This is a genomic window from Bacillus sp. SJZ110 (genome assembly GCF_006715455.1).
Taxonomy (GTDB): domain Bacteria; phylum Bacillota; class Bacilli; order Bacillales; family Bacillaceae; genus Bacillus; species Bacillus subtilis.
The window spans coordinates 1-24238 of record NZ_VFNF01000006.1 but is presented as its reverse complement, the minus strand read 5'-3'; the positions used below and the strand labels follow the sequence as shown (position 1 = coordinate 24238).

Here is a 24238-nt window from a genome sequence, read left to right as displayed (position 1 = left end):
GAAAATGGGTTTTTTTGATAATGACTGAAGATTCGTAATTATTTTTGCTATACTGACAGAGACATTGATAAAGAAAGGGCGGCAGATGAATGAAAGAAGCAGAGGTATTAAAATATGAAGCATTTACAAGCAGTCCCGGCAAAGGAAACCCCGCAGGCGTCGTTTTGCGGGGAGACGTTTATACGGAAGACGAGATGCAGATCATAGCTGAGCGTGCCGGGTATTCAGAAACCTCCTTTATCCGAAAAAGCGAGTCGGCCGATCTTGAACTCCGTTACTTTACACCTGGACACGAAATGAATTTGTGCGGTCATGCGACAGTTGCGTCTCTTTACGCATTATGTGAGAAAGGAATGCTGGAGAGCGGTAAAACGTACAGCATCCAAACGAAAGCGGGTATCCTGCCTGTGAAGATTTCTGAAAAAGATGGCCGTATTCATATCACGCTTGAACAGGCCTCTCCGCAATTCAAACCATTTACAGGCGATCGGAAAAAACTTGCGAACGCACTGGGTATCACCGAAGAGGATTTTCATGAAGACCTTCCGATTGTGTTTGGCAGCACTGGCATATGGACAGCCATCGTTCCGCTTAAATCATTGGAGGCTTCCAAAAAAATGGTGCCAGATAACAAACAATTTCCGGAAGTGTTAATTGATCTGCCAAAAGCTTCAGTCCATCCGTTTACCTTTGAAACCGTTCATCCCGACAGCGACCTGCACGGACGCCACTTTTCATCCCCGTATTCGGGAACGATTGAAGACCCCGTGACCGGCACAGCATCCGGCGTGATGGGGGCTTATATGAAACATTATGGCAATGCCGAGCAGCATAAATTTATCATTGAACAAGGGCAGGAAATTGGAAAAGACGGAAAAGTGGAGATCGAAATGAACGAAGCCGGCGGCCATGTGAAAGTGAACATGACAGGAACAGCCGTTTACTCAGAAACCCGTATTCTTAAAATCTAATACGGATGATGGTTTACAAAAAGATGCACTTTCCGTTATCATTATGAAATGATAATCATTTTCAATTGCATAGGAAGGTGAGACGGTATGCCTCAAACCGAACAAATACATCAGCATTCAGTACTGCGGGACATCATACGCAGCAGAAGATCGATTCGAAAGTTTAAACAAGAGCCAGTACCTTCAGCAGTCATTCTTGACATGCTTGAAACGGCAAAATATGCGCCAAATCACAGAGTGACAGAGCCATGGAGATTTATTTACGTTTCCAGTGAGACAGGTAAAGCGAACCTCATCAATACATTTGCAGCGTTCTCTAAGAAATCCAAGCCGGATATGACAGAGGAAAAGCTTCAAAATTTCAAAAACACACTTGGGCGCGTTCCGGGATTTCTCCTCGTCGTGTTTCAGGAAGATGAAAACGAAAGAGCGCGGGACGACGATTTTGCGGCAACAAGCTCGTTGATTCAAAATCTTCAGCTTCTTGCTTGGGAAAAAGGAATCGGCATGGTTTGGAAAAGCGGAAAAATCCTTTATGACAAAGAAGTCCATCAGGCCTTTGGTTTGCAGGATAATGAGCGTTTCGCCGCCATCATACAAACAGGTTATCCTGACGAGGCGCCGGAAGTGAAAAAACGCACACCGATCCGCGACCGGTTCACTGAAATGTAAAAAACCCCTTGTCTCAAACGGAGACAAGGGGTTTTTCATTAACGAGATTTCTTTTTCGCTCTGTTGTCGGCTGCTTTCGCACGCTCTTGCGCTTCGCGGTCATCTGCATCAGCAAGCTCGGTTGAATATTCTTCGTAAACGCCGTCAGTTTCCCTTTTTAATGCATCGGGAACTTGTGGAAGCTTTTGTTTGTTTTTATCACGGTTTTTGTGGATATGATTTCTGCCCATATCAAATTCCCCCTAAAAAGTGATATCAAACAAAGATAGTATTTGGTTTTAAGGGGCTATGTATTCCTACTTCCGCTTAGCAGCTTTTTCCGCTTTTTTAAATTCGCCTGAATAAAGAACTTCCTGCATTTTTTTCAGGTTGGCGCCTTGCTGGTGCTTCTCCCTCTTTTTTTCCATATAAAGGACCTCCTTCAACCATGTTATTCTTAAGGTTGACGCTTCCTGCTGTTTTTATACAGTCTTTCGGTCCGCTATCAGCTGTGAGAGTGCAAATTCAAGATCCGAATATGTAAAACGAAATCCAGAGGTTATCGCTTTTTTAGGAAGAGCGCGCTGTCCTTTCACAATCAAAAGACTCATTTCACCCAATGCTTTTGATAAAAAGAATTCCGGGACGGGGAGCCAGTGCGGGCGGTGCTTCACCCGTGCAATCGCTTTTCCGAATTGCTTCATGTCCACAGGATTGGGCGCGGTGACATTCATTGGGCCTGAGATGCCGGCGTTTTCCACCGCATATCGGATCAACTGGGCCGCATCCTCGACATGAATCCATGACAGCCACTGCCTTCCCGTTCCAATCGTTCCGCCGGCCAGAAACTTATAGGGGAGAACCATAAGCGGTAAAGCGCCTTTTTCTCCAAGCATCACGCCAAATCTCGCATAAACTGTCCGGATACCCATCGCTTCAATATGCTGTCCTTCCTTTTCCCACAGGTGTGCAGTATGGCTGAGAAAATCCTCATCTGACGTTGCAGAATCCTCTGTGAAAGTTTTCTCAAGGCTTGTGCCGTAAATGCCCACGGCACTGGCTTGGATCAATGTCTTCGGCTTCTCCTTCTGTTTCTGAATAAGCCGCTGCACTTCACGCGTCGCATTGATACGGCTGGAGAGAATGTGCTGCTTCGTTTTTTCTGTCCAGCGGCCAAAAATCGATTTTCCCGCAAGGTTTATCCAGACATCAATATGAGGAAGTTCCTGCTCCGGGGCGGCTCCTTCCGTCAGCCATTGGACATATGTCATATTTTTTTGTTCAGTTTCCCTTGCGTTTCTTGATAAAATATAAACATGATGTCCCTGGCGGGTAAGAACGCCTGTCAGATGCTGGCCAAGAAAACCGGTTCCGCCCGTCATTGCGATATTCATGAACATCTCTCCTCATCGTTCTAATAAATATACTTTACCTCATTGTAATAAAAGAAAACGCGTTTCAGGCCTGAGAAGGGAGATTAAGATGCCGTTTATTACAAAAATATCAACGCAAAAAAAGAATACGGAACGCTTCAATATTTTTCTGGATGATAAATACGCCTTCAGTGTGGACGCGGATGTGCTCGTGAAATTTGAGCTCAAGAAGGGAAAAGAACTCGATGATCTTGACATCATTGAGATTCAATACGGCGATGAAGTGAAGAAAGGCTTCAACCGTGCGCTTGACTTTTTATCCTATCGAATGCGGTCGACGAAAGAGGTCGAGGACCACTTAAAGAAAAAAGAAACCTCGCCCCCCGTCATTGCGGAAGTCATCCATAGGCTTAACGATTACAAGTACTTAAACGACCAGGAATTTGCCGCAGCCTATGTCAGCACTCACAAAAAAACAAACGGAAAAGGCCCTGATGTTTTGTTCAGAGAGCTAAGAGCGAAGGGAATTGATGACGATACAATTAAGGAGGCGCTAAGTTCCTTTTCCTTTGAGGATCAGACAAGAGAAGCGGTCAAGCATGTTGAAAAGCTTCTCAAAAAAAATAAAAAGCTTTCGACGAAAGAATTCAAACAGCGCGCCCAGCTGCAGCTTCAGCGCAAGGGCTTCTCATTTGATGTTATCAGCGCGGCGATGGATCAGATTGAATATGAAAATGATGAAGACACAGAGAAAGAAGCGCTGCGCCTTCACGCGGAAAAAGCGTTTAGAAAATACCGCTATGACGGCTCATATGAAAGCGCCATGAAGGTCAAACAATTTTTATTCCGCAAAGGATTCTCACTCGATTTAATCGAGCAATTACTGCAGGAAGAGGAGTACTGAAATGGAGAAACGATACAGTCAAATGACACCTCACGAACTCAATACCGAAATCGCATTACTTTCTGAAAAAGCAAGAAAAGCCGAACAGCATGGAATCATAAACGAACTGGCAGTGCTCGAACGGAAAATTACGATGGCAAAAGCATATTTGCTGAACCCGGAAGATTACTCACCGGGAGAAACATATCGTGTGGAAAACACTGAGGACGAGTTTACCATCAGTTATTTAAATGGCGTTTTCGCATGGGGGTACAGGACCTCTTCCCCCCAGCAAGAGGAAGCGCTGCCAATCTCAGTATTGCAAGAAAAAGAATAAAGCGTAACAGGAGGCTGATGATCAGCCTCTTTTTGTTTGCAGCACATTTACACGAATTCTTAAAGAAAAAATCATTGAATTCACTTGAAAAATCTTTTAAGATGAAACTCGTTGTTTTTTAAAATCAAAGGAGGCGATGACGTTGAGTATCAAAAACCCATCTGTAAAATTTATTATATTTGTTCTTATGATTTGTACATTTTCAATCGGCTATACAGAATACGCGGTGATGGGTATTTTGACGTCGATTGCCAATGACTTTCATATACAGGTTTCATCCGCAGGGCTTCTTGTCACGGCTTATGCGGCAAGCGTTTGTTTGACAGGACCGCTCGTCACCATCATTTCCGTCAAGCTTCCGAGAAAGCCTGTGCTTCTTGGGCTTATGGCGATATTTATCCTTTCAAACCTGATGAGCGCACTGGCGCCGAATTTTGCGGTATTGGCCATTTCAAGAATTTTATCTGCGTCCATTCACGGCGCTTTCTTCGCGATTGCCATGGTATTCGCAAGTGAAATGGTTCCGCCGGAAAAGCGTGCTGCAGCTGCTGCTTCAATGAACGGCGGACTGACAGTGGCTCTAATGCTTGGTGTTCCATTCGGCTCTTATCTCGGAGATGTCCTGAATTGGAGAGCGGTGTTTTCCATCATTACGGCACTTGGTGTCATCGGATTTTTAGGCCTTATGGCTGCCGTGCCGAACAGAAAACCAAAAGTGATCCCAATGCTTATGAATGAGTGGGGGGTTTTTAAACACAAACAAGTGCTGTTTTCCTTCGCGATTACCATTTTAGGCTATTCCGGTGTCTTTATCGCCTACACCTTTATCGAACCCATTTTAAGGCATTCAGCCGGATTCAGCACGGTTGGCATTACAGGTGCTCTCTTTGCGTATGGATTGGGAGGCGTTGCCGGGAATTTCTTTGCTGGAAAAGTACCGCTGCCTTTGCTGACTCGGACGATGATCGGCGTAATGATCGGTTTAATCGGTGTTCTGGCTGTATTTCCTTACATCGCCATTTACCCGGCTGCAGCCATTGTGGCAACGTTCCTATTCGGGGCATGCGCATTCGGCACGCCGCCTCTTCTGCAAACAAAGGTCATTTCCTCATCTGAGGGCGGCACAACCATTGCCGCAGCTGTCAGCGTATCAGCATTTAACCTTGCCAATGCCCTTGGTGCATGGATCGGCGGAATGATTTTAAACGGAACAGGCTCTTATTCCTGGCTGTTTGCAGGAGGTGCGCTTATGACCGCATGCGGACTTGTGCTTTCTACCTTCGCACACTTATCAGAAAAGAAAAGCGTCTACGAATATCAAGTCAATAAAGGGTAAAAACAGCTGCAGTGTATGCAGCTGTTCTTCTTTACCGTTTGCCTGAGGCTCTCATTCTTTCTTGAGGATGCTGATTGATAGATCCGTCAGCACGCTTTGAAGCATAGTCGTCCTTTGCTCTCGGTTCACCCTGAAATTTGTTTTCGTTTTCGTAAGGAAATCCTTTTTCTTTATTTCGGACCATGTCATATCCCCCTAGGTTCGAGATCAAAAAGTTGCGTCTTTCCAGATGAAGACGTAAGGTTAGTATATGGAGAACACCACGTAATAAAGCGTTATTTTTTTCCTGAAGAAAGGAGACTGCACACATGAATATGTACATTGAGAAACTGACTAATCTGCTTCTGGAAAAGAACGAGATGATCAGCTATATACAGGCAAAAACGTGGGTGGAATTGTTATGGAGCGATTTCGAAGCAACCTATGCAAAAGCCGGACACGCCTATCAAGGTGAAAAAATGACTGAAAAAATCGTCACACAATGGATTGAAAACTATGGCGGCCAGCTCCACCTTTTTCAAAGCTCCCGTAACGACGTGAATGATTACTTAAATCAAAGCAGAGGCCTTTTGCACTAAAAACCTGCCGTTAACGACCGGCAGGTTTTTTCATTTTCTTAAAATTACCTTATAAGGAAGAAATCATAAACAAAACATGTTTCACCAGCCTGTCAATCAGGGAATACCACTAATATCTTGTCAAAATGCGAGGAGGAGCTTTATATGAAAAAGAAACAAGTAATGCTCGCTTTAACAGCTGCCGCAGGACTGGGTTTGACAGCACTTCATTCCGCTCCCGCAGCAAAAGCTGCGCCCCTTCACGACATATCTGTCAGCATGCCATCATCCGATTCTTACATCATAAAAACAGGAAAGCTGAATGTCCGGACTGAGCCAAATCATAAAGGTGACATTCTCGGCACTGTATCATCAGAACAAAAAGTAAAAGTCTATGGATTTGTAAATGCCGATTGGGCTCAAATTCATTTCAAAGGAAAAAAAGCGTATATTTCAACCCACTTTTTAATGAAAACCGCAAGCCAAGCGAAAACAATGAAACAGACAGCCTTCTATGCACCGACGCCCGAAAATGGAAAAGCTAAACAGCTCCCATCTGGAACAGAGGTGACAATACTTGGGTGGGGATTCAGTGAAAACGGCGGATTTGACTTCACTTGGGCGTTCGTGGATTATGGCGGAGTTAAAGGCTATATTCACACAAAGGATTTACAAATGCGATAAAAAGGCAGGCCGAGGCTTGTCTTTTTGCCTATGCATGAAACATTTCTCCTTTCTGCACGTAACAATGAGAAAGGAGATGAGGATATGACGGGTTTAGTCGGCGGAGGGCTTATGATCATTGCTGGCATACTGATCAAACTGTTTCCTCCCAAATCGATCAACAGTGTGCTCGGATACAGAACGAGACGCTCAATGTCAGATCAAAGATTATGGAATGAAGCGAACCGTTACAGTGCATCATTAATGATCCTGTCAGGCTTGGTGATTGCGGGAATGGGTTTGCTGCTGGGATCAAACTTGTTTATTCTTCAGCTTATCCTGCTGATTGCCGCCTGTGTCATAACATTTATGCTGACGGAGAAAAGGCTGAAAATCATGACGCACAGTCAAGGAGGAGATAGAAGTGGACGGAGTTAAATGCCAGTTTGTCAATACGAACGGAATCACGCTCCACGTTGCAGCCGCAGGACCGGAAGATGGCCCGTTAATTGTCCTGCTCCATGGATTTCCTGAGTTTTGGTACGGCTGGAAAAATCAAATCAAACCGCTTGTTGATGCGGGTTACCGGGTCATTGCTCCTGATCAGCGGGGCTACAATCTCAGTGACAAACCGGAAGGAATTGATTCGTATCGGATTGATACATTAAGAGATGATATCATCGGGCTTATTACGCAATTCACTGATGAAAAAGCAATTGTCATCGGGCATGACTGGGGAGGGGCTGTTGCATGGCATTTGGCCTCCACACGCCCGGAATATCTTGAAAAACTAATCGCGATCAATATCCCGCACCCGCACGTCATGAAAACCGTAACGCCGCTTTATCCGCCGCAATGGCTGAAAAGCTCGTATATCGCATACTTCCAGCTCCCCGATATACCGGAGGCATCACTAAGGGAAAATGATTATGAAACATTAGACAAAGCGATTGGATTATCCGACCGTCCCGCGCTTTTTACATCCGAGGATGTCAGCAGGTACAAAGAAGCGTGGAAACAGCCGGGCGCGCTGACAGCTATGCTGAACTGGTACAGAGCCCTCAGAAAAGGAAGCTTGGCAGAGAAACCCTCTTACGAAACAGTACCTTACCGAATGATCTGGGGAATGGAAGACCGCTTTTTGAGCAGAAAGCTTGCGAAAGAGACGGAAAGGCATTGCCCGAATGGACATCTCATCTTTGTTGATGAAGCTTCCCATTGGATTAACCACGAAAAGCCAGCCATCGTCAATCAGCTGATTTTGGAATATCTTAAGAACCAATAAGCCAAAATTTCTCTCCATCCGTCTGTCATAATGGCAGACTTTTTCTGTGCGTTTTTTTCATAGTCTGTTTTAAACATGACAAAATAACATTAAAAATCATGAATGTCACCATAAAATTGTAACAAAAAACAGGTTTAAACGACTTTAAAAAAAGGAATAGCCTTACTGAAGATTTGTGTAAAACTCCCCTAAGGCAATACTTAAAAAGAATAAAAAAAAGAAGGTGCCTTAATGAAGCAAGGATTAATCTCGATTATTATCCCGTCTTACAATGAAGGGTATAATGTCAAACTCATTCATGAATCTTTAAAAAAGGAATTTAAAAACATTCATTATGACTATGAAATATTCTTCATAAACGACGGAAGTGTTGATGACACGCTTCAGCAGATCAAAGACTTGGCAGCGACGTGCAGCCGGGTAAAATATATATCTTTTTCTCGAAACTTTGGAAAAGAAGCCGCAATTTTGGCGGGCTTTGAGCATGTTCAGGGCGAGGCGGTTATTGTAATGGATGCCGATCTGCAGCATCCGACATATTTGCTGCAGGAATTTATCAAAGGCTACGAAGAAGGGTATGACCAAGTCATTGCCCAAAGGAACAGAAAAGGGGACAGCTTTGTCCGCTCACTCTTATCATCTATGTATTACAAGTTCATTAATAAAGCGGTGGAAGTCGATTTGCGTGACGGTGTCGGTGACTTCAGATTGTTAAGCCGCCAAGCTGTGAATGCACTTTTGAAGCTGAGCGAAGGAAACCGCTTTTCAAAAGGCCTTTTTTGCTGGATTGGCTTTGATCAGAAAATTGTATTTTATGAAAATGTCGAACGAAAAAACGGCACTTCCAAATGGTCGTTCAGCAGTCTGTTTAACTACGGAATGGACGGCGTCGTTTCATTTAATCATAAGCCGCTGAGATTATGTTTTTATACAGGCATTTTCATCCTGCTGCTTTCCATCATTTATATCATTGCCACATTCGTTAAAATTCTGACTAACGGTATTTCTGTGCCTGGGTATTTCACCATTATCTCAGCAGTGTTATTTCTCGGCGGAGTACAGCTGTTAAGCCTCGGAATTATAGGCGAATATATCGGCCGAATCTATTATGAAACAAAAAAACGCCCGCATTATTTGATCAAAGAAGCGAATATCCCGAACAAAGACCTGCCTGAAACGAACGAATTAAAAAGCATGCGGCGTCTGACAAAAATGCACTGAAAATACCAAGCGCCATTGGCAGTGCTTTTTTTGCGTGTCTATTATCTTAAAAGCAAGACTGGAGAATTCATATGAAAAGAAAACATATCATGATCTATGCGGCCAGTTTGCTGGTGTCCGTTCTGGCACACGCTTTTTTTGTGAAAGAATGGGCGGAAGGCAGGTATATGACAGGTCCGGGTGACGGGCTTGCGCAAATGATCGTATTTAAAAAATTATTATTTGACCAATATACACACGGGAATTTTTTCTACAATTATTCATTCGGACTTGGCGGCGGCACATTCAGTCAGCTCGGCTATTATTTTTCTGCGTCTTTTCTTTTTCTTGCTGTATCCGCCGCTGTTTGGATGCTTCAAGCCGTCCAGCTGATCGGAGAAGCGGATACGCTTTTTTGGGCTGAGTCAGCTGTTTTTATCAGTATTTTCAAATTGAGCTTGATCATCTTTACGTCCGCTTCTGTTTTTCATTATCTTATTAAGCACAGGGCGGCATCGTTCACGGGAGCCGTGTTATACGGCGTCTCAATTATTTATTTCCGTCACGAAGCGTATTGGGAATTTTTCACCGATACAATGGTTTGGCTTCCGCTGCTTGTGCTTGGCGCAGAAAAAATTATTAGAGAGCGGCGTCCGGCGTGGTTTATCGTTGCGTGTTCGCTGACGTTAATCAACAATTTTTACTTTGCATACATAAACCTTATATTCATCGGAATCTATGTGCTGTTCAGATGGCTGATTAGTTTGGAACCACATGAAGAGAAAAGATGGATTCAAATCAGATTATTTCTCGTTTCAGGCTTCATTTCTTTTGGCATCAGTGCGGCGGCGTTTGTGCCGGTAGTATACGGTTTTTTAAACAACCTGCGCCCTCCATACAGCCAGAAAATAGAGTGGCTCAATTTCGATGATAATATCTTATTTTCGAGCCGGATCATCATTGTGCCGGCCGCTTTTCTGCTGTTTTTGTTTATGATTTCTTTTTACAAAAACCGTGTGTTTCGTCTCTTTGCCGGGTTGAGCCTGCTGTTTATTCTGTTTCATTTCAGTCCGTATGCGGCAAGCGTCTTTAACGGTTTTTCCGCCCCGCAAAACCGGTTTGAATATATTCTGGCCTTTACCATTGCGGGAGCAGCTGCGGCTGGTTTGTCACAGCTGTCTGAATTGAAACGGAAAGAACTGCTCCCGGCCGCAGCTGTCGTCCTGCTTCTTTACTTGTATCATATTCAAAGGTATAAGCTCGATATATGGAAGCCTGCGAATGAAAGTATTCTATTGCTCTTACTCATGACAATCGCAGCCTTGTTTGCTGCAGCTTTTGCGAAAAAACGGGCAAAAATGGCTGTGTACGGTATAATCATTCTTTCTTCGCTGTTTGTCGCCAACTCCTATCAAAAATACGCGCTCTCAGAAGGCGGCGATTTGGATAGTGTGACAAAAGAATATCTTACAAGTGAGGAATACAGAGGGCGGGAATCATCTGAGCTCATCAGACGTTTACAGAAGGAAAACGATGATCCGCTCATGAGAATCGACTGGATGAACGGGGTCCGCAATAATACGCCAATCATTTACGGGTTTAATGGCTTCAGCGCCTATTCCAGCATTTTAAACAAAGATCTGCTGGCCTTCTATTGGAATGATTTAAGCATCGATATGGGCAGGGAAAGCGTCAGCCGTTACGCGTCATTGGGAGACAGGGCGAATTTATACAGCCTGCTTTACGGCAAATATTATATGACCGAAAAAACAAACGAAGCCAGCGTTCCGTACGGCTTCAAAAAGCATTTAGAAACAGAGCATTATGCAGTTTATGAGAATCAGTACATGCTTCCATTCGTCAAAACAGCGGATGCCATATACAGCGAAAGTGAGCTGGACCGATTGCCCGCTCTTGCGAAAGAACAGGCGATGTTGAAAGGAATCATATTAAAAGATCCATCAGGAAAAACGGAGCAGACACCAAAACCGTCCAATATGATCACCAAGTCGGACATTACCGCAAAACAAGCCCAGTATCAAAACGGGCTGCTAACCGTAACTGGAGAAAACGGAGGAGAGCTGATCATCACCCCGAAACAGCCATCATCCGCTCCGGGAGACTACTATGTCAGCTTTTATTTGAAAAGCAAAGCAAAAGACAGAGGATTTACGTTAAAGGTAAATGATTATGTCACAACAAGGAAATCGAACAAATCGATATATAAAACCGGAGTAAATAATATAACGGTAAGAGTGCCTAAATCAGGCCATATCTCAATCAATCTTCCGAAAGGAACCTATGAGCTGAGAAACTTAGCGCTCTATGAAGAAAATTACCAAACGCTGAAAAACGCTGTAATGCAAAATAAAACAGAGAAAGCAGACAAACTGAATTGGAACAAAAATCGACTGACCTTTGCCTATCATCTGTCAAAAGACCAGTACATCATGCTTCCGATCCCATATGAAAAAGGCTGGGAGCTGAAGATCAACGGAAAAACACAGAAGATCGAAAAAGCGGATTATGCTTTTATAGGCTTCAAGGCGCAAAAGGGAGACAATCACATTGAGCTGACTTACTATCCGCCATACTTCAAAATATCGGCGATCATATCTCTCGTCAGTCTGCTGCTTGCTGTTTTCTATATAAGACGTAAAAAGCCCGGCTCTATATAGAGCCGAGCTTTAATTTTTTCTGAAGTTTTTCTTCGCTGAATATCCATCCCGTATAGGACGAACGGATCGTGAGATCATGGCCGATATGAACAATCGCGACAAACGGATAATGGCCTTTGCTCCGATAACGCAGGTCGATAAATCTCACCTCATAATGATCTTTAAACGTATCCACTTCCCACCGGTAAACCGGAGAAAAGGACAGAAACGCCGCGATGTTATCATCCTGCTTTGCCGCATGCATTACATCGGTTTCAGGAACAGGCACCCGATTAAATGTATCCAGAATCACGACATGTCCTTCCATGCTTCTTCCTACATAGAAAGCATGTGCTGTCGTCACTGCGATTCGCCATTGCCTGAATTTCATCGTTGGAGAAATAATAATGCTTTCGATCTCATCATGAATCATCTCATGAAGCTTCCGTTTAATTCTCAGCTGCATGATCAGGCGCACCAAATAATAGCCTGCCAATATGATATATAAGCTGAGAAACGTGATGCCGGGACTCCCGCCTGCATACCAAATCGCGATAGCTGCCAGATGGCTGATAAAAATAAACGGATCAAACGTATTAATCAGCCCGAGCGCAACCCATTTTTTCGAAAACGGACGAATGGCTTGTGTTCCATAGGCGTTGAATATATCAACAAAGACATGCAGAACGACTGCCAGCAGTGTCCACAGCCACAGGTGCAGAAAATCGGCCTGAGGATAAAATAAATACAGAATCGCCGGGATGATGACAGACCAAAACAAAACGGCGGGAATTGAATGGGTAAATCCTCTGTGATTCCTTATATAAACAGCATTGTTTTTAAGCTTTAACACAGTATCAATATCCGGAGCCTGAGAGCCCGCAAGCGTTGCGATCATAACAGCGTGAGCCATTGCCGGATCTGATCCGACAACAGGATCAAGCGTCGCAATACCGCCCAGTGCGATGCCCATAACGACATGTGTGCCCGTATCCATAGGTGACCTCCTTGCAGGATGATCCTGCACATTCACTTTGTAAGAAATTCCCCATTTTCATATACCCAATTTTTAAACTGATTCAATCGTTCTCATATGTTTCCGCTTTTTCTTTATTACTATTTAATGTAACATATTATCGTACTGTGCCCTTAGTGTACAACAAAAAACAGTCTAAAGAAAAGCGGGGCGCGAAAGACTGGGGAGAAACACATATGAACGTACTTGAAGACAAATTAAAACAAAAAGACATACAGCAATTTCGCGATGATTTAATCTCATGGTTTGAACGAGAGCAGCGCGTTCTGCCGTGGAGAGAGGACCAAGATCCATATAAGGTGTGGGTATCTGAAGTGATGCTACAGCAAACGAGAGTAGAGACAGTGATTCCTTACTTTCTCCGGTTTGTGGAACAATTCCCGACAGTGGAAGCGCTCGCTGATGCTGATGAAGAAAAGGTGCTCAAAGCATGGGAAGGGCTCGGCTATTATTCGCGAGTTAGAAACCTGCAAAGCGCGGTAAAAGAAGTGAAACAGGAATACGGCGGCATTGTCCCTCCAGACGAGAAAGATTTTGGCGGGTTAAAAGGCGTCGGCCCTTATACAAAGGGAGCGGTGCTCAGCATTGCCTACAATAAACCCATTCCCGCAGTTGACGGAAATGTGATGCGTGTCATGTCCAGAATTCTTTCTATTTGGGATGATATTGCCAAACCAAAAACAAGAACGATCTTTGAAGACGCCATACGAGCTTTTATTTCCAAAGAAAAACCATCTGAATTTAATCAGGGCTTGATGGAGCTTGGAGCCTTGATCTGTACGCCAAAATCACCCTCATGCCTGCTATGCCCGGTTCAGCAGCATTGCTCAGCATTTGAAGAAGGCACTGAACGGGAGCTTCCGGTAAAAAGCAAAAAGAAAAAGCCCGGGATCAAAACCATGGCCGCGATCGTACTGACTGATGAAGACGGACAAGTGTATATCCACAAACGGCCGTCTAAAGGTTTGCTCGCCAACCTGTGGGAATTCCCTAATCTTGAAACACAAAAAGGGATCAAAACTGAGCGTGAACAGCTCATTGCTTTCTTAGAAAACGAATATGGCATACAAGCTGATATCAGTGATCTGCAAGGTGTAGTCGAGCATGTTTTCACCCACCTGGTATGGAATATTTCAGTGTTTTTCGGTAAAGTAAAACAAGTGTCGGATACCAGCAAGCTGAAAAAAGTAACGAAAGAAGAGCTCGAACAATTTGCGTTCCCGGTGTCACATCAAAAAATCTGGAAGATGGCAGTAGAAGCAGCCGCCATCTCGGCTGCTCCGTAAACCATTCTTAATCGTAAGAGACGCGCGTGCCGTGGCTGTAGTCCGCTTCATTGCGCTTCATTCCGCCGCGCGCTTCAATTTCTTGCGTTAACTCCCGGTATTTTGATTGGCCTTCTTCGTTCAAATAAGGCATAATTTGCTGAAAGGCATGATGAAAATAAGCGAGTTCACTGTTCTTCCAATCTTTTTTGGAAACCATGTTCAATTCGCTCATATCACGTCCGACATACATAACAGAAGACCCCCTTTAAAGTTCTTGCCATTATTGTTTGTGGAAATAAAAGAACTATACGCTACAAGGAGATGAGGAAAAATGGAACAAAATAAATGTGCACTCGTAACAGGAAGCAGCCGCGGTGTCGGAAAAGCGGCCGCGATCAGACTTGCTGAGAACGGCTATAACATCGTCATTAACTATGCACGCAGCAAAAAAGCAGCATTAGAAACAGCGGAAGAAATCGAAAAGCTTGGCGTTAAAGTTCTTGTCGTAAAAGCAAACGTAGGACAGCCTGCAAAAATCAAAGAAATGTTTCAGCAAATTGATGAAACGTTCGGCAGACTTGATGTTTTTGTCAATAATGCCGCATCAGGAGTACTAAGACCTGTCATGGAATTAGAAGAAACACACTGGGACTGGACGATGAACATTAATGCGAAAGCATTGCTTTTCTGCGCTCAGGAAGCTGCCAAGCTAATGGAGAAGAACGGTGGCGGACATATTGTCAGCATCAGTTCATTAGGCTCTATCCGCTATCTTGAAAACTACACCACGGTCGGTGTATCAAAAGCAGCGTTAGAGGCTTTAACCCGTTATCTTGCCGTTGAGCTTTCACCAAAACAAATTATCGTCAATGCTGTTTCAGGCGGAGCGATCGACACAGATGCGCTGAAGCACTTCCCGAATAGAGAAGATCTGCTTGAGGATGCGCGCCAAAATACGCCGGCGGGACGCATGGTCGAAATTAAAGACATGGTTGATACTGTGGAGTTTCTAGTGTCTTCCAAGGCTGACATGATCCGCGGACAGACAATTATCGTTGACGGCGGACGCTCACTGCTCGTTTAAAAATTTTTAAAAAAGAGGAATAGCTATACGATCACCTGCACATTCTAATGACCGTGGAGGTGATAACAATGGCTAACTCAAATAACTTCAGCAAAACAAACGCTCAACAAGTTAGAAAACAAAACCAACAATCAGCTGCTGGTCAAGGTCAATTTGGCACTGAATTTGCTAGCGAAACAAACGCTCAGCAAGTCAGAAAACAAAACCAGCAATCAGCTGGCCAACAAGGTCAATTCGGCACTGAATTCGCTAGTGAAACTGACGTACAGCAGGTAAGACAGCAAAACCAATCTGCTGAACAAAACAAACAACAAAACAGCTAATCACTGAAACAGAAAAAAGCACTTCATCTTCGGGTGGAAGTGCTTTTTTCTGTTTGAAAAACGACAAAACTTGTGGAAGGTCTACAGAATGAGTCAAAGGGTTTGCTTTATGGAGATCGAAATGATTAAAGGAGGAAATGTTTATACTTTCATCAGGCTGAAGGAGGAACCGATGACGGAATTTGAAAAGCTGGTAAGTGAACAGATGAAAACGATGGATAAGCTTCTCGATCTCCAATCAGAGCTCGACCGCTGCAAACAAATTGAGGCGGAACTCCGGCATTTGGAAAGGGATGCAAAGCTGCGTGGGATTCAGGCTGAAATTGCGGTAAAACGGAAACACCTTGCCGATATACAGGATATGTTTCAAAAGCAGACAGAGCAGGTCATTCGTTCATATCGCAGCTCAGAAAAGCCGTCTTCCTTTGTGTAGTGCAGGAATGTGCCATTCCCCGGCCGGAATGGCTCTTTTATTTTCATTTTTCAATTTGTAACGTTATAATAGGTAAAAGACGTTGTCGGTAAGCAAATTTGGACATACTAACTGTAGGGCTTTATAGAAAGTAGGGGAGAAATATGGGCTATCCCAAGGAAGGAGAAACCATTCAAATTCACAGCTATAAGCACAACGGGCTGATTCATAGAATTTGGAATGAGACAACAATCTTAAAAAGTACAGAAATGTGTGTCATCGGAGCCAATGACCGGACGATGGTAACCGAATCAGACGGCCGGACATGGATAACCAGAGAGCCCGCAATCTGTTATTTTCACGCAAGACAATGGTTTAATGTCATCGGGATGCTGAGGGAAGACGGGGTTCATTATTATTGCAACATCAGTTCTCCGTTTGCCTATGATGGCGAAGCAATTAAATATATTGATTATGACTTAGATGTTAAGGTTTTTCCTGACATGACCTACAATATTCTCGATGAAGACGAATATGATGATCATCGGAAAGCCATGAATTATCCAAAAGAAATCGACAGTATTTTAAGAGACTACTTAAATACGCTGCTCCATTGGATTCACCAGCGTCAGGGACCGTTTGCGCCCGAGTTTGTCGATATGTGGTATGAACGGTATTTGCGCTACACAAAATAATGGTTACGTAAAAACCTGTTGCGGGGTACAACAGGTTTTTCACATGGGCTCACACACATCATGATAAAGAGAGAGGGGGAATCAACGTGGGGGTTATGAAACGCTACATGCAATTCGTCAAACCTTATAAGAAGCAAATTTTCGTTACAGTGTTAATCGGGATCGTAAAATTCTCCATTCCGCTTGCTCTCCCATTGCTTCTGAAGTACGTAGTTGACGACATTATTCAAGGAGGCGGCACGGCTAGTGACAAAACAACGTCATTGTTCACGATTATGGCGATCATGTTCGCCTTATTTTTAATTTTGCGCCCGCCTGTTGAATATTACCGGCAATATTTTGCCCAGTGGACTGCCAGCAAGGTGCTTTATGATATAAGAGCTAAGCTGTTTGACCATATACAAAAACTGAGCCTGCGTTTTTACGCGAATACAAGAACAGGGGAAGTCATTTCCCGAGTGATTAATGATGTAGAACAAACAAAGGATTTCGTCATCACAGGGCTGATGAATATATGGCTCGATATGCTGACGATTTTGATTGTAATCTCGATCATGCTCACACTGGACGTTAAATTAACGCTGATCTCTATCGTATTATTCCCATTATACGGAATATCAGTGAAGTATTTTTACGGCCGTTTACGAAAGCTGACAAGGGAGCGCTCACAGGCTCTTGCTCAAGTGCAGGGGCATTTGCACGAACGCATTCAAGGCATGCCTGTCATCAGAAGCTTTGCGATAGAAGATCATGAACAGGCTCAATTTAATGAGAAAAACGGTCATTTCTTAGATAAAGCCATCCGACACACGAATTGGAACGCCAAAACCTTTGCGGTCGTTAATACCATTACAGATTTGGCGCCGCTCATCGTCATAGCGTGCGCCGGGTATTTTGTCATTAATGGACCGCTGACAGTCGGAACAATGGTCGCGTTTGTCGGATATATTGACAGAATGTACAACCCTGTTAGAAGGCTGATCAATTCCTCTACAACTTTGACACAGTCAATCGCATCAATGGACAGGGTATTTGAATTTATTGACGAGCCCTATGAACTCACTGACAAACCAAATGCGATAAAGGCCGATCAGATTCGCGGAGGAGTGGAGTTTCAAAACGTTTCGTTTCAATATGAGAAGGACAAAGAAAATATTCTTCATGATGTATCCTTAAAAGTAAATAGAGGAGAAACTGTAGCTCTCGTCGGCATGAGCGGAGGAGGAAAATCAACGCTCGTCAGCCTGATCCCAAGATTTTATGATGTAACAAGCGGCAGACTGCTGATTGATGGGACGGATATTCGCGATTATGAAGCAAGAAGCCTTCGCAACCAGGTTGGTATGGTGCTTCAGGATACCTTTTTATTTAGTGAAACGATTCGGGAAAATATCGCGATCGGCAAGCCTGATGCCACACTTGAAGAGATAATCGAAGCCGCCAAAGCTGCAAATGCCCATGAATTTATCATGAGTTTTCCAGAAGGATATGAGACCCGGGTGGGAGAACGTGGCGTTAAGCTTTCAGGCGGACAAAAGCAGCGGATCTCAATTGCGCGGGTATTCCTGAAAAATCCGCCGCTCCTCATTTTAGATGAAGCTACATCAGCTCTGGATTTGGAAAGTGAGCATTACATTCAAGAAGCAATGGACAAACTGGCGAAGGATAGAACAACTTTTGTTGTCGCCCACCGTTTATCGACAATCACCCATGCGGATAAGATTGTTGTCATGGAAAACGGCACAATCATTGAAATCGGAACCCATGATGAACTCATGGACTATGAGAGCCAGTACAAGCACTTATTTACCATTCAAAATTTGAACTAAAACATCAATCTTATATCCTTTTAACGAAGGATATAAGATTTTTTTGTATATAAAAAAAACCCGGCTGTTTAACCGGGTTACTCTTCTGTTTCTATTTCGCAGTCTTTCGGATGATACGTTTGAAAACTTGTGATAAGTGTTTCTAAATGTTCAAGCTGCTCGCGATATTCCACGGCGCTTGCCATAATATTGAGCATGTTGTAATCAATAAGCTCCTCATCCGTATTCTGCTGATTTTTTAAAAATGACTTTGTTAAAAGCTGCTTATACCGGATGCCTTCTTCAACCGCGTCATCATGCGGCTTGATTTTTCCGACAAACCTCATCAAAATCCGTTCGTGCCAGTAAAGCAGGTAATCAAGTTCTTCAGTCAATGTTTCCTGAAACTCTTCCGGCATATGATAGATCTCGTTTTCCAGACGATGCAGCTTCTTCAATGTATCAAGCGCCCGATTTGCAGTAATAATGGCCTGTCTGAACAGGACAAGCTTTCTTGATTTCACATAAGTCGTTTTCTTAAAGTAACTTCTTTCTTCTTTATATAGAAGATATGTCTGATCAAGCTTGATCATTTTTTCTTTCAGTTTTTCAATATCCTCTTTCAAAATCGAATGCTCTGTCGACTGCCGCATGGACAATCTGATCCACTTCATAATTTCTTCGGTGTTTTCGACGGTATTATGAATCAGTTTTGTTTCGTACTTAGGAGGCAAAAACACAAGGTTGACGATAAAGGAAGAAAGCACCCCTAAGATGACTGTGCTTGTTCTGATCAGCGCGAACATTAAAAAGTCGTCACCGGCAGATTCTAATATCGCAATGACTGTTACAAGAGCAATTGAAATTGTATGTTCAATTTTAAGTTTCAGCATGATTGTAATGACAATAACTGCTGTTAACCCGATCATAATCGGGCTGGGTCCGAAAATAAGGCCGAACACTGTGGCAATCACAGCTCCGATGATATTTGCTTGAACCTGGTCAATAATAATGAGAAAAGAGCGGTAAATCGACGGCTGGATCGCAAATATCGCTGCAATTCCAGCGAAAATCGGCGCGGGAAGCCCGATCCACGAAGCCAAATAAAGAGCAAGTGTAATCGCAATCCCGGTTTTGAAAATGCGGGCACCAAGTTTCATTGGTTTGTGCGTGCATTCCTTTCTATAGTAAATTGTGTGACATAGCAAATGGGCTAATCCTTAAAATTCCCGGTTAGTTTATTTGCTAAACAATTAAGTAATATACAGGGATCGATACAAATATTCAAGCTATTTTTCTAGAAAAAGACCAAAATCTTACACGTTGTTTGATTCCATAAAAAAACAGGAGCCCAAAGCTCCTGTTCAAAGTATCTGATTCTAGTTTTTAAGATGTTTAAAAGCATCCTCGACCGCTGCAAGCGTGTCTTTAATATCCTGCTCTGTATGTGCTGTGGTAATAAACCAAGCTTCATACTTAGAAGGTGCTAAATTAATTCCGCGTTCCAGCATCAGCTTGAAAAACGTAGCGAATGTTTCTCCGTCACTCCGTTCAGCCTGCTCGTAATTTTCCACTTTCTCATCAGAGAAGTATACCGTGAGCGCACCTTTTAACCGGTTGACCGTAATGGTGATGCCGTGTGTTTCTGCGTGCTTCAAAATACCCTCCTCAAGCATAGCGCCAAGGTGATCAAGCTTTTCATACACGCCTTTTTCTTTGAGCACTTCCAGACAAGCGATGCCTGATAGGATGGAAGCGGGGTTCCCTGCCATTGTTCCTGCCTGATAAGCAGGCCCTAGCGGAGCTACCTGCTCCATGATTTCTTGTTTGCCGCCATAGGCGCCAATCGGAAGTCCACCGCCGATAATTTTCCCGAGTGCTGTTAAATCTGGTTTCACCTGTAAGAGATCCTGAGCGCCGCCATACATAAAGCGGAAAGCCGTAATGACTTCATCGTAAATAACGAGAGCGCCTGCATTATGTGTCAATTCATTTACTTTTTCTAAGAAGCCCTCTTTCGGCTCGACGATACCGAAGTTGCCGACAATCGGTTCAACGAGAACCGCCGCGATTTCACTGCCCCATTTATCAAGAGCTGCTTTATAGCTATCGATATCATTAAATGGTACTGTGATCACTTCGTTTGCAATGCTTTTCGGTACACCGGCTGAGTCTGGTGTGCCGAGAGTAGACGGGCCGGAGCCTGCGGCGACAAGCACAAGGTCCGAATGCCCGTGATAGCAGCCCGCAAATTTAATGATTTTTGTCCGGCCTGTATATGCGCGAGCCACGCGGATGGTCGTCATAACGGCTTCTGTACCCGAATTGACGAATCTTACTTTGTCCATAGCGGGAATGGCTTCTTTGAGCATCTTTGCAAATGTAACCTCGTGTTTCGTTGGTGTTCCATACAATACACCGTTCTCTGCCGCTTTTTTAATCGCTTCTGTAATATGCGGGTGGGCATGTCCTGTAATAATCGGACCGTACGCCGCTAAATAATCGATGTATTTGTTGCCGTCCACATCCCAAAAATAAGCGCCGCTTGCTTTCTCCATTGCAACAGGAGAACCGCCGCCGACTGCTTTATATGATCTAGACGGGCTGTTTACCCCGCCGACAATGTGCTGTAATGCCTCATTGTGAAGTTCAATTGATTTTGTATGCAAGAATAAAAACCTCCTATATCTCCATGCGTCCTTTCTATTGTAGCATGCTTCCGAACAAGAACAATGGCTTCGGGCTTCAGATTCAGCTGAGATGGTTGTAATCTGGACAAGAATTGGATACGCTTAATAAAAAAACATCCGGAGGTAACGTAATGACTATAGAAATCGGACAAAAAGCGCCTGATCTTGAGTTAAAAGGCGATCATGGGGAAACAGTAAAATTATCGGATTATAAAGGAAAGTACATCGTGCTTTATTTTTATCCAAAGGACATGACACCGGGATGTACAACTGAAGCATGCGATTTTCGGGACAGTCACGAAAGCTTCGCCGAACTGGATGCCGTCATTATCGGCGTCAGCCCGGACAGCCAGGAAAAACACGGAAAATTTAAAGAGAAGCATAACCTTCCATTTCTGCTTCTTGTTGATGACGAGCATAAGCTGGCGGAAGCGTTTGATGTGTGGAAGCTGAAGAAAAACTTCGGAAAAGAGTATATGGGAATCGAGCGTTCCACTTTTTTAATTGATAAAGAAGGCCGGCTCATTAAAGAATGGAGAAAAGTAAAAGTAAAGGACCATGTAGCCGAAGCGCTTCAAACCCTCAAAGATATGTCGGAAAAGTAAGTCTCTATGATGCTATGCTTACTTTTACCCTGATATCAATTGACAAATTATCGTAGAAAGAGTTACACTAATTATAAACATTACAATGTAAGAATTTTTTTTAGAAGAGAGGTGCATGACGGATGGCTGCACATGAACTAAAAGAAGCCTTAGAAACGTTGAAGGAAACCGGAGTTCGCATTACTCCTCAACGTCATGCGATTCTGGAATATCTCGTTAACTCTATGGCTCATCCAACAGCGGACGATATATATAAAGCTCTGGAAGGGAAATTTCCTAACATGAGCGTAGCGACAGTATATAACAATTTGCGTGTGTTCCGGGAATCAGGTTTGGTAAAAGAGCTCACATACGGTGATGCTTCCAGCAGATTCGATTTTGTGACATCTGATCACTATCACGCGATTTGCGAAAACTGCGGTAAAATTGTGGACTTCCACTACCCGGGCCTTGATGAAGTGGAGCAGCTCGCTGCCCACGTCACGGGCTTCAAGGTAAGCCACCACCGTTTAGAAATTTACGGCGTCTGCCAAGAGTGTTCGAAAAAAGAAAATCATTAAAAATAAGCTGACCGCACGAAACGGTCAGCTTATTTTATTTCGACATTTTCTTTTTATTATAAGACTCATCAAATTCTTTTCCTTCTAATCCCTTATCTAAAGTCAGCGGCTCTCGGCAATGCATGCACATATCGACTCTTCCTAAAACCTTTGTCTCTTTTTCACAGCCCGGACAAATGACGCGAACCGCTTTGGTCGAAAGCATTCCGATCCAAAAGTAAACAACCGTGCTGAGACCGATGGATAAAAGTCCAAGTATCATAAACAAACTAGATAGCAAAACTGACTCTTTGAAAAAGATCCCGATGTACATAATGATAAACCCAACGAAAACCAAACTTAACGCAAATGTTCTGATTTTATTAATTTTGCTGGAGTATTTCGCCATGTCCATCCCCCTCTGATTTAACTATAGCACAAACCCGATGGGATTTTCTTCATGTTTTCGGTTGAACTGGAATTTACATATGGAGAGTTACTGTGAAATTGTTTATAATAGTTCAATGTGTTTAGAAAAAAGGAATTTCGTTTTAACCATAGAATTGAATCAAATAGAGAATAAAAAAATTTGAACAATTGCATTGGAGGAATAGTGATGGAAAATCTTCTCCGTCCAATTTACCAAGAAAGAGCAAGTCATCCCAACACATTGGCTGTCATTATGATTGAGAGAAGAAACAAAACATCTTCCTTAACAGATAACTTTGATGCAGCTTTGCTGGTGATTGTAAAGGATGCTGATGAGCCAGTTTTTATAAAGCATTATGAATTTGATCATCAAACAGCTTCTTTGCATGTGGTAACAGATTCTCAGATTCAAGAATGGATTTTGCTCGGAACAAATAGAAGAATCATAGATTGGATTGTAAATGGCAGAGTTTTGTTTGACCGTAATGAATACGTAGTTGAACTGATTGACAGGCTGAATACATTTCCGTTTGCCGAACGTAAACTGAAGATCGGACTCGAATACGGCAAATTAATCAGAAGGTATGTTGAAGGGAAAGCTTTTTTTGAAGCCAATCAATTTTTAGATGCCTACAACGCCGTTGTTCATGCGCTGCATCATTTAGCACGTATTGAAGTAATCGACAGAGGATTCCATCCCGAAACCACGGTGTGGAGCCAAGTGCGCCAGATGGAGCCGCAAGTGTACAAGTTATATTCCGAGCTGATTGAAAGTCACGAGAGCCTGGAAAAAAGACTTGAATTATTATTCTTAGCAAATGATTTTCTCATCCATTCCAAAGCCGAGATCGGTTCGGCGCATCTTTTCGAAGTAATGAAAGAAAAAGACATTTGGCAATTCGGTGAGCTTCTTCAACATCATGACCTAAAGCACTTTACCCAAGATCTTGGCGTTATGCTTGATTACTTGACAGAAAAGGGACTTATCAACGTCTGCCAGATAGAAACGAAAGGACAGGCTGTCTATCACCGAGGATATTCTTTTAAAAAAGGTGTTGACTCTGATTCTTGACCGTGTTATATTATTAAACGTCGCTGATGCGCTTCTGAGAAAACAAGCTCACAGCGGCGGGAAAATAAATCAAAAAAACATTTGACAAAAGAAAGTCAAAATGTTATATTAATAAAGTCGCTTCAACAAGAAGTGAAAATGATCTTTGAAAACTAAACAAGACAAAACGTACCTGTTAATTCAGTTTTTAAAAAAATCGCACAGCGATGTGCGTAGTCAGTCAAACTAGGGCCTGCACGACGCAGGTCACACAGGTGTCGCCGCAGGAAGCGGTGAACTTAACCTGTGATCCATTTATCGGAGAGTTTGATCCTGGCTCAGGACGAACGCTGGCGGCGTGCCTAATACATGCAAGTCGAGCGGA

29 protein-coding genes and 1 rRNA gene are annotated in these 24238 nt (G+C 43.3%); 21 read left to right on the top strand and 9 right to left on the bottom strand.

The genetic code is table 11. The features are described from left to right. Window positions 1-89: 89 nt before the first annotated feature. Together FB592_RS16470 and FB592_RS16465 are read left to right on the top strand one after the other, a co-directional pair. On the top strand, window positions 90-971 hold the full coding sequence (locus tag FB592_RS16470; RefSeq protein ID WP_103803363.1) for a PhzF family phenazine biosynthesis isomerase: 882 nt from the start codon (window positions 90-92) through the stop codon (window positions 969-971). Window positions 972-1058: 87 nt separating this feature from the next. Next, a complete protein-coding gene (locus tag FB592_RS16465) occupies window positions 1059-1643 on the top strand; it encodes a nitroreductase family protein (protein WP_003243940.1) in 585 nt (194 codons plus the stop codon). Between the two features lie 38 nt (window positions 1644-1681). On the opposite strand, the gene FB592_RS16460 is transcribed toward FB592_RS16465, so the two are convergent. The 3 genes from FB592_RS16460 to FB592_RS16450 form a co-directional block, all read right to left on the bottom strand. Further along, a complete protein-coding gene (locus FB592_RS16460) occupies window positions 1682-1873 on the bottom strand; it encodes a YfhD family protein (protein WP_003233561.1) in 192 nt (63 codons plus the stop codon). A gap of 66 nt (window positions 1874-1939) precedes the next feature. Further along, on the bottom strand, window positions 1940-2050 hold the full coding sequence (locus FB592_RS16455) for a YfhE family protein (RefSeq protein WP_003223230.1): 111 nt from the start codon (window positions 2048-2050) through the stop codon (window positions 1940-1942). 54 nt (window positions 2051-2104) lie between these two features. After that, window positions 2105-3016 (bottom strand): TIGR01777 family oxidoreductase, encoded by a 912-nt coding sequence (locus FB592_RS16450; RefSeq protein ID WP_103803364.1) that lies wholly within the window; start codon window positions 3014-3016, stop codon window positions 2105-2107. A gap of 88 nt (window positions 3017-3104) precedes the next feature. Here FB592_RS16450 and recX point away from each other — a divergent pair, with 88 nt between their 5' ends. The 3 genes from recX to FB592_RS16435 all read left to right on the top strand — a co-directional run bounded on the left by recX (window position 3105) and on the right by FB592_RS16435 (window position 5551). Next, window positions 3105-3899, top strand: a complete 795-nt coding sequence (recX, locus tag FB592_RS16445) for a recombination regulator RecX (RefSeq protein WP_141949802.1) — start codon at window positions 3105-3107, stop codon at window positions 3897-3899. A 1-nt stretch (window position 3900) separates the two neighbouring features. After that, complete coding sequence (locus tag FB592_RS16440; protein ID WP_003244592.1) at window positions 3901-4215, top strand: YfhH family protein; 315 nt, start codon at window positions 3901-3903, stop codon at window positions 4213-4215. Between the two features lie 142 nt (window positions 4216-4357). Beyond that, entirely contained in the window at window positions 4358-5551 is a 1194-nt protein-coding gene (locus FB592_RS16435) for an MFS transporter (protein ID WP_003243500.1), read from the top strand. Between the two features lie 31 nt (window positions 5552-5582). On the opposite strand, the gene FB592_RS16430 is transcribed toward FB592_RS16435, so the two are convergent. Then, the gene (locus FB592_RS16430) at window positions 5583-5735 is read right to left on the bottom strand and encodes a small, acid-soluble spore protein K (protein WP_003223241.1); all 153 of its coding nucleotides are present in this window, start codon (window positions 5733-5735) and stop codon (window positions 5583-5585) included. Window positions 5736-5859: 124 nt separating this feature from the next. Between FB592_RS16430 and FB592_RS16425 the strand changes: the two genes are divergently transcribed. The 6 genes from FB592_RS16425 (at window position 5860) to FB592_RS16400 (ending at window position 11934) form a co-directional block, all read left to right on the top strand. Continuing rightward, window positions 5860-6129: a YfhJ family protein gene (locus FB592_RS16425; RefSeq protein ID WP_003243789.1), complete on the top strand. Its 270-nt coding sequence runs from the start codon at window positions 5860-5862 to the stop codon at window positions 6127-6129. Window positions 6130-6273: 144 nt separating this feature from the next. Next, the gene (locus FB592_RS16420; protein WP_049140591.1) at window positions 6274-6792 is read left to right on the top strand and encodes an SH3 domain-containing protein; all 519 of its coding nucleotides are present in this window, start codon (window positions 6274-6276) and stop codon (window positions 6790-6792) included. 84 nt (window positions 6793-6876) lie between these two features. Then, complete coding sequence (spdL, locus tag FB592_RS16415) at window positions 6877-7209, top strand: SdpC immunity protein SpdL (RefSeq protein ID WP_049140590.1); 333 nt, start codon at window positions 6877-6879, stop codon at window positions 7207-7209. Further along, window positions 7196-8056 carry an epoxide hydrolase EphM gene (gene ephM, locus FB592_RS16410; protein ID WP_014479220.1) on the top strand — a complete coding sequence of 287 codons (861 nt, stop codon included), beginning with the start codon at window positions 7196-7198 and terminating at the stop codon, window positions 8054-8056. Before spdL ends, ephM begins: the two co-directional genes overlap by 14 nt. 231 nt (window positions 8057-8287) lie before the next feature. Beyond that, the gene (locus tag FB592_RS16405) at window positions 8288-9277 is read left to right on the top strand and encodes a glycosyltransferase family 2 protein (RefSeq protein ID WP_038829475.1); all 990 of its coding nucleotides are present in this window, start codon (window positions 8288-8290) and stop codon (window positions 9275-9277) included. A 71-nt stretch (window positions 9278-9348) separates the two neighbouring features. Next, window positions 9349-11934 (top strand): YfhO family protein, encoded by a 2586-nt coding sequence (locus FB592_RS16400; RefSeq protein ID WP_049140589.1) that lies wholly within the window; start codon window positions 9349-9351, stop codon window positions 11932-11934. Here the strand turns inward: FB592_RS16400 and FB592_RS16395 are convergent. Then, window positions 11927-12910, bottom strand: a complete 984-nt coding sequence (locus tag FB592_RS16395; RefSeq protein WP_014476212.1) for a metal-dependent hydrolase — start codon at window positions 12908-12910, stop codon at window positions 11927-11929. The genes FB592_RS16400 and FB592_RS16395 overlap by 8 nt on opposite strands. A 215-nt stretch (window positions 12911-13125) precedes the next feature. Here FB592_RS16395 and mutY point away from each other — a divergent pair, with 215 nt between their 5' ends. Then, window positions 13126-14235, top strand: a complete 1110-nt coding sequence (gene mutY, locus FB592_RS16390; RefSeq protein WP_014479222.1) for an A/G-specific adenine glycosylase — start codon at window positions 13126-13128, stop codon at window positions 14233-14235. Window positions 14236-14242: 7 nt separating this feature from the next. Here the strand turns inward: mutY and FB592_RS16385 are convergent, their stop codons facing one another. Beyond that, window positions 14243-14467, bottom strand: a complete 225-nt coding sequence (locus FB592_RS16385; protein ID WP_003233542.1) for a hypothetical protein — start codon at window positions 14465-14467, stop codon at window positions 14243-14245. 81 nt (window positions 14468-14548) lie between these two features. Here FB592_RS16385 and fabL point away from each other — a divergent pair, with 81 nt between their 5' ends. The 5 genes from fabL to FB592_RS16360 all read left to right on the top strand — a co-directional run bounded on the left by fabL (window position 14549) and on the right by FB592_RS16360 (window position 18560). After that, window positions 14549-15301, top strand: coding sequence for an enoyl-[acyl-carrier-protein] reductase FabL (fabL, locus tag FB592_RS16380; protein WP_003223262.1), 753 nt, complete (start codon window positions 14549-14551; stop codon window positions 15299-15301). A gap of 68 nt (window positions 15302-15369) precedes the next feature. Then, window positions 15370-15624: a gamma type acid-soluble spore protein SspE gene (sspE, locus tag FB592_RS16375; protein WP_014476214.1), complete on the top strand. Its 255-nt coding sequence runs from the start codon at window positions 15370-15372 to the stop codon at window positions 15622-15624. A 172-nt stretch (window positions 15625-15796) separates the two neighbouring features. Further along, window positions 15797-16057: a YgaB family protein gene (locus tag FB592_RS16370; RefSeq protein WP_031315502.1), complete on the top strand. Its 261-nt coding sequence runs from the start codon at window positions 15797-15799 to the stop codon at window positions 16055-16057. A 143-nt stretch (window positions 16058-16200) separates the two neighbouring features. Further along, on the top strand, window positions 16201-16731 hold the full coding sequence (gene ntdP / locus FB592_RS16365; protein WP_003223272.1) for a nucleoside tri-diphosphate phosphatase: 531 nt from the start codon (window positions 16201-16203) through the stop codon (window positions 16729-16731). An 86-nt stretch (window positions 16732-16817) separates the two neighbouring features. Beyond that, on the top strand, window positions 16818-18560 hold the full coding sequence (locus tag FB592_RS16360) for an ABC transporter ATP-binding protein (RefSeq protein ID WP_009966836.1): 1743 nt from the start codon (window positions 16818-16820) through the stop codon (window positions 18558-18560). Window positions 18561-18637: 77 nt separating this feature from the next. Here the strand turns inward: FB592_RS16360 and FB592_RS16355 are convergent, their stop codons facing one another. Together FB592_RS16355 and FB592_RS16350 are read right to left on the bottom strand one after the other, a co-directional pair. Continuing rightward, window positions 18638-19699 (bottom strand): aromatic acid exporter family protein, encoded by a 1062-nt coding sequence (locus FB592_RS16355; RefSeq protein ID WP_003233537.1) that lies wholly within the window; start codon window positions 19697-19699, stop codon window positions 18638-18640. A 219-nt stretch (window positions 19700-19918) separates the two neighbouring features. Then, window positions 19919-21208 (bottom strand): glutamate-1-semialdehyde 2,1-aminomutase, encoded by a 1290-nt coding sequence (locus FB592_RS16350; protein WP_015715541.1) that lies wholly within the window; start codon window positions 21206-21208, stop codon window positions 19919-19921. Window positions 21209-21360: 152 nt separating this feature from the next. Between FB592_RS16350 and bcp the strand changes: the two genes are divergently transcribed. Beyond that, window positions 21361-21834: a thioredoxin-dependent thiol peroxidase gene (gene bcp, locus FB592_RS16345; RefSeq protein WP_003233532.1), complete on the top strand. Its 474-nt coding sequence runs from the start codon at window positions 21361-21363 to the stop codon at window positions 21832-21834. A gap of 122 nt (window positions 21835-21956) precedes the next feature. Beyond that, window positions 21957-22394 (top strand): peroxide-responsive transcriptional repressor PerR, encoded by a 438-nt coding sequence (gene perR / locus FB592_RS16340; RefSeq protein ID WP_003223285.1) that lies wholly within the window; start codon window positions 21957-21959, stop codon window positions 22392-22394. 34 nt (window positions 22395-22428) lie between these two features. On the opposite strand, the gene FB592_RS16335 is transcribed toward perR, so the two are convergent. Then, a complete protein-coding gene (locus FB592_RS16335; protein WP_014113119.1) occupies window positions 22429-22782 on the bottom strand; it encodes a YgzB family protein in 354 nt (117 codons plus the stop codon). Between the two features lie 207 nt (window positions 22783-22989). Between FB592_RS16335 and FB592_RS16330 the strand changes: the two genes are divergently transcribed. Then, window positions 22990-23874 (top strand): nucleotidyltransferase-like protein, encoded by an 885-nt coding sequence (locus FB592_RS16330; RefSeq protein WP_003243727.1) that lies wholly within the window; start codon window positions 22990-22992, stop codon window positions 23872-23874. A 294-nt stretch (window positions 23875-24168) separates the two neighbouring features. Then, window positions 24169-24238: ribosomal RNA gene (locus tag FB592_RS16325) — 16S ribosomal RNA — on the top strand; the annotation flags it as partial.